The organism is Brevibacillus sp. AG162 (assembly GCF_006715575.1).
GTDB classification, from domain to species: domain Bacteria; phylum Bacillota; class Bacilli; order Brevibacillales; family Brevibacillaceae; genus Brevibacillus; species Brevibacillus brevis.
Genome location: NZ_VFNO01000010.1, coordinates 122,355 through 140,896 on the forward strand (window position 1 = coordinate 122,355; position 18,542 = coordinate 140,896).

Sequence of the window (18,542 nt, forward strand, 5' to 3'; positions counted from 1 at the left end):
TATTTTGTAGGAAGAGAATAAGGAATTATGGTGGGAAGCCATAGTTCCTTTTTTAATCCATTCCCAAGCAGGAAAAGGCGCTGGGGACGAACCCAACGCCTATTTGCTTCCACGTCCTAAGACAAAAAGAAACTGCCCTCGAAAGGACAGTTTCTTTTAAAAGGAGACTTACAGTTTTACTACGTTCTCAGCTTGTGGGCCACGGTTGCCTTGAACGATGTTGAATTGAACTTTTTGACCTTCGTCCAAAGTTTTGAAACCGTCACCTTGGATTGCGCTGAAGTGTACGAATACATCGTCTCCGCCTTCTACTTGAATGAAACCGAAACCTTTTTCTGCGTTAAACCATTTTACTGTTCCGTTCGTTTGCATTTAAAAAAACCTCCAAAAATTCAATTTGAATATGCTAGTCATATTTACCGAAGCAAATAAAGCTCACATATCATGAAGAAATACCAGATCATGTGCTATGATACGCCTTCATGATATGTGAAATTTACCTACTCAGCAACTATGCGAATGTCATAGGACGGAACTGCAAGATTAAAAACAAAACCTTTTGAAAACCTAAAACAATGAAAGCCCTTCCTCTCTTCCATCCTTGCGGCTCCGATGACCGCGCCAGTGTGAATCGGGGATTCAAAAATGTTATCCATCAGCATACACCTCGATGAATGTTAGGTATCAATTTTTCAAGTAGCAACCTCATTCTACCATGGTTGTCCAATAAAAGCAACAGTTCTCCCTTATTCTGGGCGAAGCTGTTCTCTGTTACAATAACATTGGGAGGGATTTCATTGCAAAATCATACGTTAACAACCATTCAATTATCAGAAATGCTCAAACAGAAAGTGCCCGTACTTTTATTGGACGTACGCGACGCCGAAAAATTTATAACCGGCAGCCTCGTTCATGAAAATGCACCGACTCGTAACGTTCCCTATCTTCTTATGAAAGAACAGGACAAGCCGTTCGATGAAGAAACCGAAAAACTTGCGAAAAATGTACAGATCGTTACCGTATGTACAACAGGTAACAAAGCTCAAAAGGCTGCCGCTCTGCTACGTGAGCATGGTTTTCAAGCAAATGCATTGGTAGGCGGCATAACCGCATGGAAGGAACAATCAAACGAAGCGAAATGAGCCTAATGCATCAACGCTTCCAGCTATTTGCCATATATTACTCCTTTATTTCGATTGGGATTGTCTGATATCGTTGTTCATGCCAAACGAAATAAGCCGAGACTTCCTACTGAAAAGGAAGTGCGGGGGACTTTTTTGTGGATGAGCTATTCCACATTGGGGTGAATCGCCGAACTGGCGTAGGGTTGTTTCCTCAATCCGAATCCGACAACTAACCTCGTAGGCAAAAAAAAGGAGAGATTTGTTTAATGAAACGTTTTGGTTCTGTTACAATCGCGATGACTCTTGGTCTGGGCTTGGCTCTAACAGGCTTCGCTACTTCTGCTTCGGCTGCTTCTACTTGTCCTGTTCCTGGCGGACAGTTCCAATATTATATGCCACAATTCCAAAAAGCTCCAAATTCCCAACCATTTTGGAACTTCTATCAACAAAAACAAGGCTTTGCCCCTGGACAACCAATGCCAGTACAACAGCCAATGACGCCGATGCAACCTGCAAAGCCGGTACAACCAACTCCGGTTCAACCAGCACCAGTTCATGCTGCACCAGCGCAACCTAGCAATAACGTCACTCAGCCTGCTGCTCCAGTAAATCAAGCGGATCAAGCAAAAGCTGGTGATTTTGCGAAACAAGTCGCGGATTTGGTAAACCAAGAACGTGCAAAAGCAGGTCTCAAGCCTGTTCAAATGGACGCAGCACTGTCCAAAGTAGCGTTGGCAAAAGCACAAGATATGTCTGCAAACAACTATTTTGACCACAACAGCCCAACGTACGGTTCGCCATTTGATATGATGAAGCAATTTGGCATCCAGTACTCGACTGCAGGTGAGAATATCGCCATGGGTCAACGCAGTCCTCAAGAAGTGATGACACAATGGATGAACAGTGAAGGCCACCGCCAAAATATTATGAACCCTGCGTTCACAAAAATTGGTGTAGGCTTCACAAATGGCTACTGGGTACAAGAATTTATCGGATAGAACACACTGCAAGATAAACGAAAAGCCGGTGTCTCGTAATCGAGACCCGGCTTTTTTCGTGTAGACGTTACTTCCGCTGCGCTTCTGTCGCCTGCTTTTTGGGGGTACAGCAGTTGTCCTCCTGCTCATGTAACAAAGCAACGTCCTTTTGATTCATTTCTTGCTTGGTTGGGTAAGCAGATACTTGCTGCAGCTCGGCATTGACATCAGACGATTGATTCATCCGTATGGCCCCCTCGCCGTTTTTGGTGGTGCATCTCTATTATGCTCGCTGTTGTAAACGACTCATTCCTAAGGAACACTGGAAGCACATGCAAATGAACCTATCTGCTAATGATATGTTCAAGGTCTTTCAAGGCAGCCGCTGCTGCCGCGACAGGATCTGATTTTCCTCCAACGACCAATAAATCCCCCATGACATCTGTTACTACCCGTATGGCTTTTGTCGTACCTGATACAGATGCAAAAGGGTGGGTAAGATCCACTGCACAAAGCTCAACTGCGACAGAAACCGCGCCATTCGCTTCCTTTTGGATGGTTCCGATCAGCTTGGGAATCTTCGAATGCTTTTTCCACGTCTCGATTTGTAACGAGGTTATTTCGCGAATACTTGCGCGTGCGACATCGAGCAGTTTTACTTGCGCGCCAAAAGCGGCGTTTGCCAAGATCGTAAGCTTCGAAGCTGTATCCCAACCATCGATATCGTAAGAAGGCTCTGGCTCGGCAATCCCCATCTTCTGAGCCAACTCGACAGCTTCCGCACAGCTGAGCCCCTCTTCCATCATTTTTGTGAGCACGAAGTTAGTCGTTCCTGTAAAAATGCCTTCGACTCGTTTTACTTCACAGCCTGCCAGATTATACTGCAAAAGATCGATCGTCGGCAGAGCTGCTGCTGTTGCTCCACTCACTTTCAACGCGACGCCATGTTTTTTGGCTAAAGCGGCTAAGCCAGCATAATCGACAACAAGCGCGCCTTTTGAAATCGCGATCGCATGCATGGCATTCTCCAACGCATAACGAATATAAGTCAGGCCGGGTCCTCCCTCTTTTTCAGATGGACCAGCCTCGATGAGCACTTCCGCTTGATCTGACTTGATAAATTCCAGCGCGTTCCATGATGGGTCCCATGCTTGTTTGGTATGAGCATAGTCTTCCCATATTCCTGAATCGATTCCGTTCTCATCATAGAGGCCGGAAGCCGAACGAACGATTCCCACGAGTCTGACATCCGCTTGATATAGCTCGCGGTACCGCTCCCGTCTCTGCTCCAGCAGTCTGGCTACCTGCTGTCCTACTGTTCCAAAGCCTGTTACCATAATACTCCAACGCTTCATGAGTTAATCTCCTTGCTGTTTATGCTCCGTTTATTTCCACCATTTTTTTCTACTTGCAACCTGTATACGGTGCAGATCCTTGCGATTCAGTTTCTTTCCTGTTTTTACATAGTAGAGCTCTTCCGTATGATCAATAAACAATATTCCTTCCAAATGGTCCATCTCGTGCTGAATACACCGAGCAAGGAATTCTTCGGCTTCGATTGTTTTGGTTTCTCCTTGGCGGTTCAACGTCTGAACTTTGACATAATTCGCCCGACGAACGATTCCAAAAACACCCGGTATCGAAAGACAAGCTTCTTCCCCTACCTGCTCACCTGATTTTTCAATCAACACCGGATTGATCAGTTCAATCAAGCCGCTACCGCAATCCATCACAACTAAGCGCTTCGAGATGCCAATCTGGATCGCAGACAAACCTGCTCGACCTTTCGCCGCGTAAATCGTTTGGGCCATATCATCCAAAATCTTTTCAACCTGTGGAGTAATGGTTGGTACTCTTTTTGAAGTTTCACGCAAGACAGGGTCCCCCAGGCGAACGATCATGCGTTCAGCCATTTTCTTCTCCCTCCCGCATTCACTCAGTTTTCGATTTCAAGGTAGCAAATCAGGTCCTCGCTGTCAAAAGAAACCTCGTAAAATCTGAAATATCCCGCTGGGCAAGGGTGACAAATGCATGTAGATACGCTATCTTTATTGGTAAAGAAAGATGTTTGTAAATGAAGAGGGAGGCTACCATGCATTCATTGGCATCAACGCTGAACGAAACCATCCAACGGGAAAACCCGCACGTGTATGAAATGCTTTCCAATATCGCCAAGCTGATTTATTTCCCAAAAGAGGGGATTCTCAGCCAGTCGGCAGAAGCGAAAGCAAAAGCGAAAAAGTACAACGCAACCATCGGGATTGCACTGGAAAACGGTCAACCGATGCATCTTAAGGTCATCCAGGATAACCTGTCTGCTTACCAGCCAAAAGACATTTACGAATATGCTCCCCCAGCAGGAAAGCCTGAGCTGCGTGCAGCATGGCGTAAAAAAATGATCGAGGAACAGCCTGCACTGGCTAATCATACGTTTAGTAACCCAATCGTTACAAACGCATTGACGCATGGACTGAGCATCGTGTCTGACTTGTTCGCTGACAGCGGCGACAGTGTCATCATCCCGGACAAAAACTGGGAAAACTACGAGCTCACTTTTTCGATCCGCCGTGGTGCGGAAATGGTCTACTACCCATTGTATAACGACGAGATGGAGTTTAATGCTGCTGCTTTGCGTGATGCGATTCTCGCGCAAAAAGACAAAGGGAAAGCCATCGTCGTACTCAACTTCCCGAATAACCCAACTGGCTATACACCAGGTCCAGAGGAAGGAAAACAAATCGTCGCTGCACTCAAAGAAGGCGCTGAAGCGGGAATCAACATTGTTGCGGTGACAGATGACGCGTACTTCGGCCTGTTCTTTGAGGATTCCATGCACGAATCTCTCTTCGCTAGCCTGTGTGACGTTCACCCGCGTATTCTGCCTGTAAAAGTAGATGGGGCTACCAAAGAGGATTACGTATGGGGCTTCCGTGTTGGCTTCATTACGTATGCATCTCCATCCAGCGACTTGCTCAGCGCTTTGGAGCAGAAGACAATGGGAATCATCCGCGCGACTCTTTCCAGCGGATCCCATCCTTCCCAAACGTTTGTCCTGCAAGCAATCACTGCTCCGGAGTACAAAGCACAGAAGCAGGAGAAATTCGATATCATGAAAGGCCGCGCCAACCGCACCAAGGAAGTGCTCGACAGCGGTAAATACGATGACGTGTGGACCTACTATCCATTCAACTCTGGCTACTTCATGTGCCTCAAGCTAAAGACTGTTGAAGCAGAAACATTGCGCCAGCATTTGCTGGAACAGTACGGCGTCGGTACAATCGCTCTCGGTCAAACCGATTTGCGCATTGCTTTCTCTTGCATTGAAGAAGAGAACATTGCGGACTTGTTCGAATTAGTCTACAGCGGTGTAAAAGATTTGGAAAATGCATTGACCAAATAAATGTAACTAGCTCTATTGCGAAAGCGTCTTGACCTCGTGTCAGGGCGCTTTTCGTTTTCTTTCAAAAAAAAGACTCGGATACCCAAGAAGTATACATGCGAGGGTTTCCGAGATCTTTCCATCATGCTATTTCTATTAGCTTTCAACTGACGAACGTATACGACGAGGCTGCTGTGTCCCGATAAAAATGGAAGCTAGCACCAGAAGCATCCCCATTCCGTGCATCCAAGTAAATGCTTCGTTCAAGAAAAAGACAGCCACGAGAGCAGCACTTATCGGCATCATACCGGTGAACAAGCCCGCTTTGGAAGCCTCCACCTTCTCCACTCCTTTGTACCAGAGAAAAAAGGATAAGACGCTGGCCGTAAACGCATAGTACACAAGAAGCCACCATACATTTGCAGGTACGGCACTCCAATCAAACCGCAAGCTTTCCCAGATCGCAAACGGAAGAAACAAGACAAAGCTGATGACATTAATCGCAGCCGTCATTTGAAAAGGTGTAATTTTCCCAGAAAGTCTTTTGGCGAAAATCGTGAAGAGCGCTTCGCTGACGACTGCAAAAAATACGAGCAAATTGCCAAGCATGCTTACCCAGTTTTGCTCCCCTCCGCTTCCTGTGAACGTAATGAACCCGATGCCGCCTACTGAAAAACCGATTGCCACTAAGCTGTTGGCGTGTAATTTTTCCTTGAGAATCCAAAACGAAAACAAAGCGATGCAGGCTGGTACCGTACTCGTAATGATACCGGCTGCAGTAGCAGTCGTCCATTGAACGCCGTACAGCATGCAAATACTAAACAGCAACACGCCAAAAAACGACTGCCAGAATAACACCTTGCCTTCCTCACGGCTCCAGGACGTTTTCCATTCTCCACGCATAGCCAGCAGCGGCAATAGGATGATGATCGCAAGCAAAAAGCGCAGCTCCGAAAACAAAAACACAGGAACATGGAAAACAATTTCTTTTCCGATGGAGATGTTGCTTCCTACCAGGGCCATAGCCAAGGCTAACTGAATGTAAGCAAACAGCATGATGACTCGCTTCTCCCTTCATCCTCCTACTATTCTCTTCATCTGGCCAAGCTGCTTTCGATTAACCTGCGTTTTGCCATTCTTTTTGAGAGGACGGAATCTTTTTTGTCTTTTTCTCTGCTGCCCCCACCAGCCAGGAACCAAACGGCAGTTTTCCCAGCCCATATGATATGGCAAAAGAAAGAATAGAGCACAAAACGAATGCTGCCATACTTCCCCACACGCCCATGTGAAAAAGCTGAAGCTCGCGTAAAACCTTCATCAAGTAAGTCAAAATTAGCGCATGAATTAAATAAGCTCCATACGAATACTTCCCAAGGAGTCCTAGCCAATGTATCCATTTTGACTGCTTTTTGCTCATCCATAGGCAAAGAGCGTACACAGCCAATAAGCAAGCCATTGTATAGAGGAACATGGACGGTTTCAAAGATGTCGCGACGTTTAAATTGATCTGACCTTGCCCTGAATCACGGAAAAGTTCATAGCCAATGACTGCATACAGGGCACCAACTGAAACGATGATCCATTGCCAGTATCTTTTCAGGATGGCACGAAATGCAGGCAACGTGAAGGCGACCAGGCCACCGAACAAAAAGTAATAGAAATAATAGAATGCATTTCGATCGCGGTATTTGATGAAGTACGTATCAAGTCCATTCATATCGAAACGGAAACCGTGCGCCGGAATGTACCGCGCTGAAAACCACATCAGGGCCCCATAAACCAATCCAGTCACACCAAGAGCGATAACAAGACGCAAGCGACTTGTCACGAATCTGCGAAAAAGTTCAAATACTCTTTGCCAAAACGGATACAAAAGATAAAACTGAAAAATCATCACGACGAACCACAGATGATACGAGGATGTCCCTGTCAGGAAATTTTTGCATATATTCCAGACGAACGCCGCTCCCTCACCCAAGGGTCTCTCCATCAAGTAAAGATACACCACTGACCAAATACCATACGGAACCAAAATCTCCGTTATCCGCTTACGCGTGAAGGAAATATAGTTTACTTTTTCGGCGTAGTTGTAAAACAAAACAAGACCCGTGATGAAAATGAATGCTGGTACCGCGAATTTTAGCAAATGAAACAACATTCCGTAGACGATCGACACCTGCTCTGTCAGTCCCGGCTCACGGATATACACACCAATGACATGCTGATAAACCACAGCCAAGAATGCAAAGGCCCGGATCAGATCCAACTCACCAATTCGTTCTTTTCGAGCCATAATCAAATACCAGATCCTTCCTGTTTTACGAAAAAAAGCGCTACCTCCCATCTTACCGACCAAAAGTCAGTCTGGCAAGCCTCAAATCGAAAAAGACTGATACCCTTTGGACAGGTATCAGTCACGAATAACCTCCCTGATCCGAAGATAGATCCGCTAAACTGCGAATCGGCCAAACCAGACTTTGTACCCCACGTGAATACAGTGCTAGATGCGGAGAATCCGTGAGTGGAATTGACAGGTTTGCGGTCATCGAGTTTTCACGAATATGAAAGGCTGTCTCCTGTAGCTGCCACGGCTCATGCACCACGTCTGCATACATAATTTGCTTCGTTCTGTTACACGTGCAAAAGAGCGTGTATCGCTCTGTCAGCCAATGCATCAGCGTTCCCTCTTTGGCGAAAAATCTGTCAGCGTGAGGCTGATAGCTGCCTTCGAACCAGGGAGACTGAGGTAGACCAGATAGACGTCGAGAGGTAAAATCGATCCGATCCCCTTGGCGATGAAAAGCCATTTGGGCCGAATAATAAGGCAGTCGGTACCAAAATCTCGCAATCTTGATTACTAGCGGATTTGACGTATCCAGCGAAAGAAAATACACACCCGTCTTCCCTTTTGCCTTCACATACGTCCGCACATTGATTTCAGGGAAAGTCGTCGTGAATGGTACGGATGGCATCCGACGCAAACGCACGCCACTCAGCAAAAACGGGATAATGCTGATCCATGCCTTGCCATGGTAAGTATCGAGCTCAAGTCCGGCTGGTATCAGCGCTTTGATAGATGTTGGGGAAATCGCCCAATGTAAAAAAAGAAGATGCTCCCACGTCTGCGTCATGGTCCATCCGTTATACTGTCCAGCCGATTTGATTTGGATGATCCTCTGTTCGATACGAATCCCTCCCATTCGTACATCATCAAGCTGTTTAACTGGAAGAGGATGAATGATAGGCAAGGGGTACTTTCGTCACTTTGCTCGTCATCTCATCGAGTGAGACCATATCCGCAGCCGTAACTTCACGAATAGATGTTTTCCCCAGCGCGAGGATGGCTATTTCCATCTCATCCACAAACGAGAGGAAAAAGTTAGCCAAGTATTTCGTGGCTGAATCGGGGTCGAATTTGTTTTTCAAGCTCCCTGGATAGGTGACCAGCTCAGTCGGCGGTTCCCACGGTATTGCTTTTGTCACCTGATCATGAGTCATCGCCCATAAAACAGCTGTCCCCATAAATATGCCGTCCGCTCCCAAAGCAATTGCTTTCAGGCACTCACCCGGGGTGTTATATCCGCCCCCAGACAATAAGGTAATTCGGTCTTTCACACCTTTTTTCTTCAAATAGCGCACCGCCCGGGTCAGGGCATAAATCGTCGGCAAACCAAAATCATCCTCCAGGATGGGAGGCCCACCTTTTGTCCCCGCTTGTCCGCCGTCGATACTGATAAAATCTACACCGGCTCTGATCGCGATCTCCAAGTCTTTTTCAAGAATGGCACTCGCACAGATTTTGACGCCAATCGGTACACCATCTGTTATTGTTCGCAAATTGTCAACGAGCTTCTTGAGATCCTCCGGCTTCGATACTTCCGGATGCCGCGAAGGAATGACGATCATTTCTTCATCCTGAACACCCATGATTTCAGCAGCTCTTCCCTGGATATATTCAGCGGGGATAAAACTCGCGGCAGCTGCAGTCGCCCCCTGCCCAAAATGGATTTCGATGGCGTCCGCCTGTCGCAAAATTTCCGGCTCTTTCCCCCACTTTCCCGAGTTGTATTGGATCATCAGATGCTTGGCGAATTTCCTTTCTTCCGGTAATAACGGACCTTCCCCTGTATTCGTCAAAGTCCCTACTGCAGCCGTACCTTTTGCCATCGCGATTTTTACATCTTCACTCACACCGATACCGTACCCCATCGCGCCTACCATGAGCGGTATGTCCAAGGTTAACGGCTTTTTTGCCATGGGTCCAATCGTGATTTGCATATCCACTTCTGTATCCTCGCTCGAAGGCAGCACGGCCAGCTGTGCAGGAGAAAAAATCAGGCTATCAAAGTTCAAGAACTTGCGCGGACTCCCGAAAGGACGTTCGATGGCTTGTCCAGTAGTTGCACGCAAGCTGTTCTCCAAAACGTAGCGTGGACTGACTTTGGTCATTGCAGAGACCATCTCAAAAATATTTTCCGGATAGCGGTCTGACATAAGGCGCTTCATGAACCTGGCGAGTACCCACTGGGTGAGAGGTCGAAAAAGACAGATCAAAACCAGTCCCACCACGATGAGTGCAGCCATCGATCCTACAAAGGAGCCGATTAAAAACGGAATCCAGTTGCCAGCCATCCTCTTTCTCCTTCCTACTGTCAGAGCGCTGCTGCTTGTTACTCGGCTATGTGAGATAGGAAAATTTTGCCCCAATCATGCCACTTTTATCCTAAGTCCTGCCCTGACGCTGAAGGATAAAAAAACGCCCAGATTAACTGGACGTTTTCGAGCGAAGCCTATTCCACAAATAAAAATAACAGGACGTCAGCATAAGCACGACAGCAATTGTCATGAGAGTGTCAAATCGCATGAGATCCTCCTTTTCGTTTCATTGGTACAAATTTGCCGTATGTCAAACAGCGCCAAAGCCATTCTGCCGGACCAAACTGATAGTAAGCGAGCCACCAGCGACTAACGAAGATTTGCGCAGTGAAGATCACCAAGCTAAACACCAATCCGAGAGCTAGCCCAGGCGTTCCGTACAAATGTCCAACACGCACCACCACTACAGCGATGATCGTTTGGCTCAAATAGTTGCTTAACGCCATTCTGCCGACCGGTTCCAAATGCTTCAGCATGCGCTTGCCGCTCTCTTTCCGATAAAGAAGCAGTAGTGACGTGATGTAAAAAGCGCACAGACTAAGACCGCTCCAGGTAACAAATGTCTGAACGGCGATCGAGATCGAGGCTGGAAATTTTACGATGCCAAATTGAACAAGCGGAATCATCGGTACAAGCACAACACTCAAGCCCAGCGCCAGCCACCATACGCGGCGAATGGCCGGAATAAATTCTTCCGTCCTCTCAAATACACCCCGCTTGGCAGCCAGAAATCCGAATAAAAAGAGAGGCAGAACAGATAGGATAACAAACAACTCAAAAGAGAAAACTACCGGAATTTGGTAAGCAACCCTGAATTGTAACCACTCGATGAACGACCCATTGGTATGAGCATCGATAGCTTTTTGAATGAGTGGTGATTGGTCTGGCACAGGAACGAGTTCCTCTGGAACGGTCAGCATCAGAGCAGACAGGGCCTGCACACCGATCAAGAGCGTCCACGCCCATCTTTTGATCGTCTTCTCTTGCCTGTGGTAAAACAGCAACAGAAGAAAACCAGCTAGGGCGTACGTATGAAGAATGTCTCCATACCAGAGGAAAACAAGATGTGCCATCCCCACAATCAGCAGCACCAATAATCTGCGAGTAAACAGGCTCTGATAAGGCAACTGTTTGCTCTCGGCGCGATGCATAAACAGAAAAAAGCCTACCCCAAATAAAAACGAGAAGATGGTGTAAAACTTCGTCTGTACAAACATATTAAACAAAAGCCGTATCCAACCATCCATTTCCGAATGGGTATCGACCATCCCTGCATCTGGTAAGAACATGATCGGATACAAAAATGACGGCATATTCACCAGCAAGATTCCCAAGAGGGCAAAGCCTCTAATCCCATCTAGCTGCCGAATTCGCTCCCCTTCCGCAACAGGTGCTACTTTCACTTCAATGAACCTCCTCAACTGCTCCTTAGGCTTTAACACTTTTAATACGAATGAACCTCGAAAAAAGTAACAAATGCTTCTTCCACAACAAGAGAGCTTCGCAAAAACGAAGCCCTCTCTTACATGCTGCCTTATTTTGATGTGGAAGCCGCTGTTCCTGTTCCTGTGCGGTTTGTCCTTTTCCGAAAGTCGAGCAGAACACCGACAAAACCAGCAAATATTGCTGGCATGATCCAACCGGCGCCTTCCTTATAAAACGGAAGGACACCCAAGATATCGTTCCAGCTCTGATTAAAAAACGTAAGATTCATCAAATCCACGACACCAAAAACCGTCACAACTGCGACAGTCGTCATGTACACAGAGGAATGCGCGGGTATCCAGCGCTCTAGCAACGCCAACAAAATGAGCACGATAGCAATTGGGTAAATAGCACCCAAAATAGGGACAGATACACTTAAAATCTCGGATAGTCCCAAGTTTGCGACTCCCATGCTCAGGACACAGAGAATGATCGCCCATCCTCTGTAGGACAAACCTTTGAATCGCCCATGAAAGTATTGGCTGCAAGAGGTGACGAGTCCAATTGATACACAGAGGCAAGCAACGGTAAAGATGACACCAAGAATCAGCGTACCGCTTGTCCCAAATAGCTGCCTCATGATTGCTGTCAGAAGCAGACCGCCATTCTCCGGCCTTCCTAAAGAGGCACCGGATGAACCCAGCAATCCCAAAATGACATAGATGAACGTCAGCAACATACCTGCTCCGAGGCCTGCTTTGATCATATTCGCAGACAGTTGCTTTTTGTCTTCGATTCCCTTGCTCCGCAGCGTGTTGGCGATCACGATACCAAATACGAGTGCAGCCAAAGCATCCATCGTTAAATACCCGTCCAGAAAACCTTGCACAACCGGATTGGTGGCATATTTTCCTGCTGGTACACCCGTTGGACCCAGTGGTGTGAATAAGCTCTTGATGTAGATCAATGCAATCATGGTCAACAGTGCAGGAGTCAGAATTTTCCCAAAGCGATCAATCAATTTGGAAGGAGTCAGACTGAACCAAAAGACAATGCCAAAAAACACGATCGTGTAGAGGAAAAGACTCCAGGTAGATTCAGCCGCTTGTGCCGACAAAAACGGCGCCATTCCCATCTCATACGCGAGACTGCCTGCACGCGGGATGGCAAGTGCGGGTCCAATCGACACATAAATCAAAATAGGAAAAATAAGAGCAAAGCTTGGATGAACACGACTCGCCAATTGGTAAAAGCTCCCTGCTTTTGCGATGGCAATCACCCCAAGGATGGGAAGACCGACAGCAGATAATACAAAGCCTGCAATCGACAGCCAAACATGGGTACCAGCCTCTTGACCCAGATAGGGTGGAAAAATAAGGTTGCCCGCACCAAAAAACATCGAAAACAGCATAAAACTGACCAGCAACATTTCTTTCTTAGACAAGGTTATCATCGACGTGTATATTACCTCCCACCTTATTGAGAGGCATTCTATCAACTTTTGCGTTCCTTAGCTAGTAGCAACGCCATAGTTGCAATTGCAAGATCATTATCATTTTTCTCACTATAGTCGGAAGTAAAAAAACAAGGGAAACCACCTGCCCATATCTTACCGTATAAACATCGACAAGTGGCTTTCCTCTTATCGTTTTCGCATGGAGACAATTCGTTTGTAAAAGGACTGATCCTCCAGTTTTTGAAAGAGAGAAAGAGAAGGTCGGAAGTTGGCTTCAATAATCCACGGTTTGCCATCCACATCAATCCCTAAATCCAAACCGATCTCCCGGAGTGTCGGATAGGCTCTTCCCAATCGTTTAGCTACCGCCGCAGCTACCATGCGGATATCACTCAAAAGATTCGGGACCGCTTCTATATTCGACAGCTTGATTGCCGTGCGAATGGGCAAAACTTTTCCACGGCTGCGAGCCACATTTGTCACGACAAAGCCCGGACCTGCAACCTTGGCACACCACCCTGTTATGACCCAAGGCTCCTTATTGCTCCTGCGCTGGATCATGACACGTACATCAAAAGGCTTGCCGTTGATTCTACCGAGTGGGATACGTGGCTGGAGCAGGTATGTTTTTGGGCGAAACAACGATTCCACGTATCGGATCGTGGCCTCCTTCCCGTCCACGAGACGCCGACGACTCCCGCTATGAACCAAATACTTCTCTTCTCCTCGCGCCGTTACTTGAATAATTCCTGCCCCACCGCCGCCTCCCGAAGGCTTCAGCATCACGTGTGTAAACGCTTCTGCATACTCCCATAGCTCTTTAGGTGAGTACACGCGGGTTTTGGGCAAATACTCCTGCAAAAATTCGTCTTTGACCATGTGCTTATGCTTGCCCCATTTACCTACGTTTGGCGGTTTTATGGCAGTGTCTCTCCATTCTTTATCAGATGATGCTCCTCTATTTTCGTGATGCGATTCTGTTCGTCCACAAACACGACCTTAGGTACGAGCTGTTCGATCTCGGATTCATCGTACATGCCCATACTCAAAATGATGACCAGATCTCCTGGCGAGAATAGATGGGCAGGTGGGCCGTTCAGACAGATGACTCCGCTTCCCGATGCTCCGGGTAACGCGTATGTTTTCCAGCGCGTGGCATTACGCAGACTGGTTATTTGCACGATTTCATATGGCTTGATATCTGCCGCATCCATGAGGGCAACGTCAATCGTGATACTCCCCACGTAATCCAGTTCGGCCTGCGTAACTGTCGCCCTGTGAATTTTGCCTTTGCACATGTGTCGTTGCATAGGCGGTTCACTCCTTTCCAAACCGATGACATTAGTCTATGTGCGATGAATTGTCCGTGAAACCACCTGCGAATGGAAATCTGGTTAGGGGATATGATACGCTGCCTGCAAATCGACACCATAGGTACGGCATAATTGGCTGAGTTCTTTCGTCAGGTTCGGATCGAATGGAATACCGTTTTCCATGCGTTCTTGCTTTTTTCGGCTCTCGATCTCCCCCGGTATGAAAATTTCGGATACACCTTCTTTCGCCGGTACGCTTTTCACCTCACGAATGTACGCATCCATTTTGGCGCAAAAATCGGGCAGTGGCATAAATCGTTCAATATCCACCGTCAAGAATAGATGGCCCACGTTCTGTGGATCGTTCCAATTGTCATACAGGCTTTTTACATGTGGTCCCGTTGCTGCACCCGTTAGCAGCCCACACAAAATATCGATGAACATCGCCATTCCGTAACCCTTTGCTCCCCCGATCGGCAAAAGTGAGCCTAGCAAGGCTTGTTTGGGATCAGTTGTTTCCTTCCCATTCGGATCGATGGCCCAATCGGCAGGAATCGTTTCCCCTTTTTTAACGGCTAAGGCGATTTTTCCCCTGGCAGCGACGCTTGTAGCCATATCTAACAAAAAGGATGGCTCTTCGCCTGCCGGAATTCCTACTGCCATTGGATTCGTGCCGAAAAATGGACGAATCCCTCCTGTAGGTGCCATTGCTTCGGGGGCATTGGAAAGGACAAGAAGAATCTTTCCTTCTGCGATTGCTCGTTCTGCATAGTACGAACAGGAGCCAAAGTGGTTGGAATGACGAACACCGACTACCCCGATTCCCATCTGCCGCGATAACTTGATCGCTTCCTCCAATGCCGCAACCCCGACTACCGCACCCAGCTGGTTTTTGCCGTCTACCAGTGCTGTTGCCCCCTCCTGTTTCCATACCACTGGTTCATCGTTCAATTCGATCAAGCCTGCTTCGATTCGTTGGAGATAAATCGGCAGCCTCGCCAAACCATGAGACTCGATGCCGCGCAAATCAGCATGGACGAGGGATTCTGCGACAAGCCTTGCATGCTCGCGTCTGGTACCTGCCTGTACAAGCACCTCTGTTACGACTTGCTCCAAATGCTTCCAATGAAAGAGTGCAGGGTGCATCTTCTCTTTTTCCCCTCCTTCACCGCTGTTCTGTACTTCGCCTGCTTCCTAATCTGAATATAGATATGTCACCCTCTGATTGACCGCTACAGGCATTGACCCAGTTCGGTAGACGATACCAACAGAAAAAGGAGCTCCCGAAATAGGGGCTCCTTTTTTGCGTGATACTATTCATAACTGGCCAGTGTCATGATGATCTGGTCCTGCATCTTGGCAAACAGCTCTTCATCCTCGACATATCCATTAAACATAATCGAAACGATGAGCTTCTCTCCGCCTTTGGTCGTGATATAGCCCGACAATGTGTTCACACCTGTCATCGAACCTGTTTTCGCATGAAGATTATTGGCGGCAGGTGTGTCCTTCAAGCGGTTTTTCAGAGTACCATCTATTGCTGCTATGGGTAATGATTCATCATAAGTGGCAAATGTCGATTCTTTGGTCATCCCTTCAAGTACGGATGCGATCTGCCGAGCAGAAATAAGATTGTAGCGGGTCAAGCCTGATCCATCCATCATGTCGAAGGTGGTATTGCCGCCAAGCGAAGCTACGGTTTCCTGAACGACCTCTGCACCAATGGCTGCGCTCCCTTTCCCTTTCTTTTCGGCTCCAAGTGTCTTGAGGAGCATTTCGGCGTAGTAATTGTCACTGCGCTTGTTGAGGTACAAAACGATGTCCTTCAGCGGCAGTGACTCAAATTGTGTCCATTTCACTGCTGCTGGAGGAACTGGCTGGATCATCACTTCGCTTTTCGGAGCAAATGCAATTCCTTGCTGCTCCAATGTTTCCTTCAGTACGGTCCCCACGTACTTGGCTGGCTCTTCCACAGGTACGCGCTCGTAATCTCCTTCGTGATCAAGCGGGAGGTTCCCTGATAGTCTAATTGTATTTGTCCCACGGTCACGCAGGATAGCAAACGTATTTTCTTCCCCTTTTTGTACGGTCTGGGCTTCATTGATCACTTGCACATACGCTGTTTTGGGAAGCAAGTTGATTTCCACCGGTTTGCCAGCATCGTTAGCAGGCTTGAATTCGATCATGACCGTCCCACGGTTCAGTGCAAGCGCCCCAATAGTCGGGTTGTAATAGTAGCTCTCATCATCCCATGCCCAGCCGAGGCCAAGCCGTTGTTGGTCAAAGTAGCTTTCATCCATCACGAGGTTCCCGTTAATACGCGTGATTCCTTTTTGCTTGAGCCACCCCGCTATTTTTTCAATCGACACACCTTCCTGCACTTGAAGCGCATTCTCCGTATGCAAGGTAGGGTCACCGTATCCTTTCACATACAGATTGCCTTGTTGTACGCCCGTAGAGGTGATCGGTGCGTCTCCATACAGTTCTGTTTTGAATACGTAATCCGAACCAAGCTGCTTCAACGCTGTGGCAGTCGTCAGCAGCTTCAGATTCGAAGCAGGAGTAAGCAGTGTGTCTGCATCTCGTTCGTATAAAACGGGGTCACCTGTTGAATCCAACGATTTGATTATGATTCCAGCCGTTACACCTGCTGCTTCCGGCGTATCGAGGATGGGATCGATCAAAGCAGAGAGTGGGTACGTCTTTTTCTCTGGAGGGCTGAATCCTTCCGGTGCTGCGATGTCCGGGTAGGTTGTTAACAAAATTCCGATTCGATCCTGTAGCTCCCTCGCATACTTCGATTGATAGATACCGTTGATCAAAATCGAAAAGGCCAGCTGATGACCATTTTTTGCCGTTACATAACCCGACATGGTATTGACCCCGCTTAACGAACCTGTCTTCGCAAACAAATTCTTTTCCGCACTCGTTCCTTTCATACGGTTTTTCAATGTGCCGTCCACTCCTGCGATTGGGAGTGATTTTTCCAGTTCCGTTCGATATTCTTGCTCCTGCAAAAAGATGAGGGTTTCAATCATCTGTTCTGGAGTGATCATATTAAATCTCGATAACCCCGATCCATCTACCTGACGGAAGCCTGACTCAATGCCAGCGCGCTTCATCACGTCCGCTACCGCTTCACTGCCTGCCTCAAAGCTGCCCTCACCTTTCTGAGTAACGCCCAGCGTCTTTAAAAGCATCTCCGCATAGAAGTTGTCACTATCCTTGTTGAGCTCCACCGTGATCTCAGCCAACGGTTTGGACAAGTGGGTATAGAGCGGCACTCCGCTTTGCAGCACAGTTTTTTTCACTTCTGTCTTCGGATGTAAGGCAATCCCTTGTTTCAGCAACTGATCCTTCCATAGATCCCCCACATAAAAAGCCGGGTCTTCCATCGTGACATCTTCCTCATAAGGAGCTGCTTGAAGCCCGATCGTACCGGATACGATGATTTCATTTTTTCCGCGCGGTCGCTCGACAAGCACGTTACTCTCCTTGCCCTCTGTTGTTTTCAACTGGTTTGTGACTGTTATGTATGTGGTAGCCGGATTCATGGTCAGGACGGGGGCATCGTTCACCGTTTTTCCAGGGGTTGCAGTTAGGGTGGTAAAGTTTTTATTGACGGCTAAACCACTTACCTGAGCGCTGTACCCATATGGTTCGTCATCCCACATCCAGCTCGTACCCAATCTGGTCTCATCGAAATAGCTGTCATCGAGAAGCAAGTTTCCATTGATTCGTTTGATCCCCAAATCTTTGATGGCTTTTGCCATTTGTTGCAAATCGCCTGTGGTCAGGCTAGGGTCCCCATAGCCTTTTAAAATCAGATCTCCTTGCAAAATGCCACCGTTATTTACCTTTCCTGAAACAAACACCTCGGTCTTCCACTGATAATCCGGCCCCAGCTTATCCAGACCGGCAATTGTCGTAAACAGCTTCATGTTGGAAGCCGGAATAAAATTGCGTTCCGCATTGTGCTTATATACGTACTTTTTGTCGGTTAGATCGTAGACCGCGATTCCAGCGTACATGCCCTTGCTATTCTCATCATTTTTCAAATCGGCGAGCAATTTTTCTATGCTGAGTGCAAGAGGACGAGAAGAAGTGACCTCTTCCCTGGCTAGTACAGGTGATACTGCTACCTGCAGCAAGAGAGCCAACACGAAAAACCACGTACCGACACGTCGAAAAGCAAATAAATGATTCATGATA

At 47.4% G+C, this 18,542-nt stretch carries 17 protein-coding genes and 1 riboswitch; of the genes, 3 read left to right on the forward strand and 14 right to left on the reverse strand.

Features of this window, described 5'->3' with window-relative positions:
• Positions 1-168: 168 nt before the first annotated feature.
• The gene (locus FB479_RS24550) at positions 169-372 is read right to left on the reverse strand and encodes a cold-shock protein (protein ID WP_007729289.1); all 204 of its coding nucleotides are present in this window, start codon (positions 370-372) and stop codon (positions 169-171) included.
• A gap of 425 nt (positions 373-797) precedes the next feature.
• Between FB479_RS24550 and FB479_RS24555 the strand changes: the two genes are divergently transcribed.
• Positions 798-1,142: a rhodanese-like domain-containing protein gene (locus FB479_RS24555; protein ID WP_255438608.1), complete on the forward strand. Its 345-nt coding sequence runs from the start codon at positions 798-800 to the stop codon at positions 1,140-1,142.
• Between the two features lie 84 nt (positions 1,143-1,226).
• A riboswitch (cyclic di-AMP (ydaO/yuaA leader) is annotated at positions 1,227-1,383 on the forward strand.
• 7 nt (positions 1,384-1,390) lie between these two features.
• A complete protein-coding gene (locus tag FB479_RS24560) occupies positions 1,391-2,122 on the forward strand; it encodes a CAP domain-containing protein (RefSeq protein ID WP_142067023.1) in 732 nt (243 codons plus the stop codon).
• A 67-nt stretch (positions 2,123-2,189) separates the two neighbouring features.
• On the opposite strand, the gene FB479_RS30640 is transcribed toward FB479_RS24560, so the two are convergent.
• From FB479_RS30640 to def, 3 genes are all read right to left on the reverse strand, one after another.
• Entirely contained in the window at positions 2,190-2,345 is a 156-nt protein-coding gene (locus FB479_RS30640) for a hypothetical protein (protein ID WP_185746410.1), read from the reverse strand.
• Positions 2,346-2,445: 100 nt separating this feature from the next.
• Positions 2,446-3,456, reverse strand: coding sequence for a homoserine dehydrogenase (locus tag FB479_RS24565; RefSeq protein ID WP_142067024.1), 1,011 nt, complete (start codon positions 3,454-3,456; stop codon positions 2,446-2,448).
• A gap of 30 nt (positions 3,457-3,486) precedes the next feature.
• Entirely contained in the window at positions 3,487-4,014 is a 528-nt protein-coding gene (def, locus tag FB479_RS24570) for a peptide deformylase (protein ID WP_142067025.1), read from the reverse strand.
• Between the two features lie 179 nt (positions 4,015-4,193).
• On the opposite strand from def, the gene FB479_RS24575 reads away from it, so the two are divergent.
• Positions 4,194-5,501, forward strand: a complete 1,308-nt coding sequence (locus FB479_RS24575; RefSeq protein WP_142067026.1) for an aminotransferase class I/II-fold pyridoxal phosphate-dependent enzyme — start codon at positions 4,194-4,196, stop codon at positions 5,499-5,501.
• 135 nt (positions 5,502-5,636) lie between these two features.
• On the opposite strand, the gene FB479_RS24580 is transcribed toward FB479_RS24575, so the two are convergent.
• From FB479_RS24580 to dacB, 10 genes are all read right to left on the reverse strand, one after another.
• Complete coding sequence (locus FB479_RS24580; protein ID WP_142067027.1) at positions 5,637-6,536, reverse strand: DMT family transporter; 900 nt, start codon at positions 6,534-6,536, stop codon at positions 5,637-5,639.
• A 61-nt stretch (positions 6,537-6,597) separates the two neighbouring features.
• Positions 6,598-7,773, reverse strand: a complete 1,176-nt coding sequence (locus FB479_RS24585) for an acyltransferase (protein WP_142067077.1) — start codon at positions 7,771-7,773, stop codon at positions 6,598-6,600.
• Positions 7,774-7,894: 121 nt separating this feature from the next.
• Positions 7,895-8,680: a YqjF family protein gene (locus FB479_RS24590; RefSeq protein WP_142067028.1), complete on the reverse strand. Its 786-nt coding sequence runs from the start codon at positions 8,678-8,680 to the stop codon at positions 7,895-7,897.
• Between the two features lie 19 nt (positions 8,681-8,699).
• Positions 8,700-10,112 (reverse strand): FMN-binding glutamate synthase family protein, encoded by a 1,413-nt coding sequence (locus FB479_RS24595; RefSeq protein ID WP_142067029.1) that lies wholly within the window; start codon positions 10,110-10,112, stop codon positions 8,700-8,702.
• A gap of 221 nt (positions 10,113-10,333) precedes the next feature.
• Positions 10,334-11,539: a DUF418 domain-containing protein gene (locus FB479_RS24600; RefSeq protein ID WP_106655422.1), complete on the reverse strand. Its 1,206-nt coding sequence runs from the start codon at positions 11,537-11,539 to the stop codon at positions 10,334-10,336.
• A gap of 131 nt (positions 11,540-11,670) precedes the next feature.
• Positions 11,671-13,014: a branched-chain amino acid transport system II carrier protein gene (gene brnQ / locus FB479_RS24605; RefSeq protein WP_142067030.1), complete on the reverse strand. Its 1,344-nt coding sequence runs from the start codon at positions 13,012-13,014 to the stop codon at positions 11,671-11,673.
• Between the two features lie 189 nt (positions 13,015-13,203).
• Positions 13,204-13,896: a YheC/YheD family protein gene (locus tag FB479_RS24610; protein ID WP_142067031.1), complete on the reverse strand. Its 693-nt coding sequence runs from the start codon at positions 13,894-13,896 to the stop codon at positions 13,204-13,206.
• 38 nt (positions 13,897-13,934) lie between these two features.
• Positions 13,935-14,327 (reverse strand): aspartate 1-decarboxylase, encoded by a 393-nt coding sequence (panD, locus tag FB479_RS24615; RefSeq protein ID WP_106655425.1) that lies wholly within the window; start codon positions 14,325-14,327, stop codon positions 13,935-13,937.
• Positions 14,328-14,411: 84 nt separating this feature from the next.
• Entirely contained in the window at positions 14,412-15,476 is a 1,065-nt protein-coding gene (locus FB479_RS24620; protein ID WP_142067032.1) for an Ldh family oxidoreductase, read from the reverse strand.
• Positions 15,477-15,643: 167 nt separating this feature from the next.
• Entirely contained in the window at positions 15,644-18,538 is a 2,895-nt protein-coding gene (gene dacB / locus FB479_RS24625) for a D-alanyl-D-alanine carboxypeptidase/D-alanyl-D-alanine endopeptidase (protein ID WP_142067033.1), read from the reverse strand.
• Between the last annotated feature and the right edge of the window lie 4 nt (positions 18,539-18,542).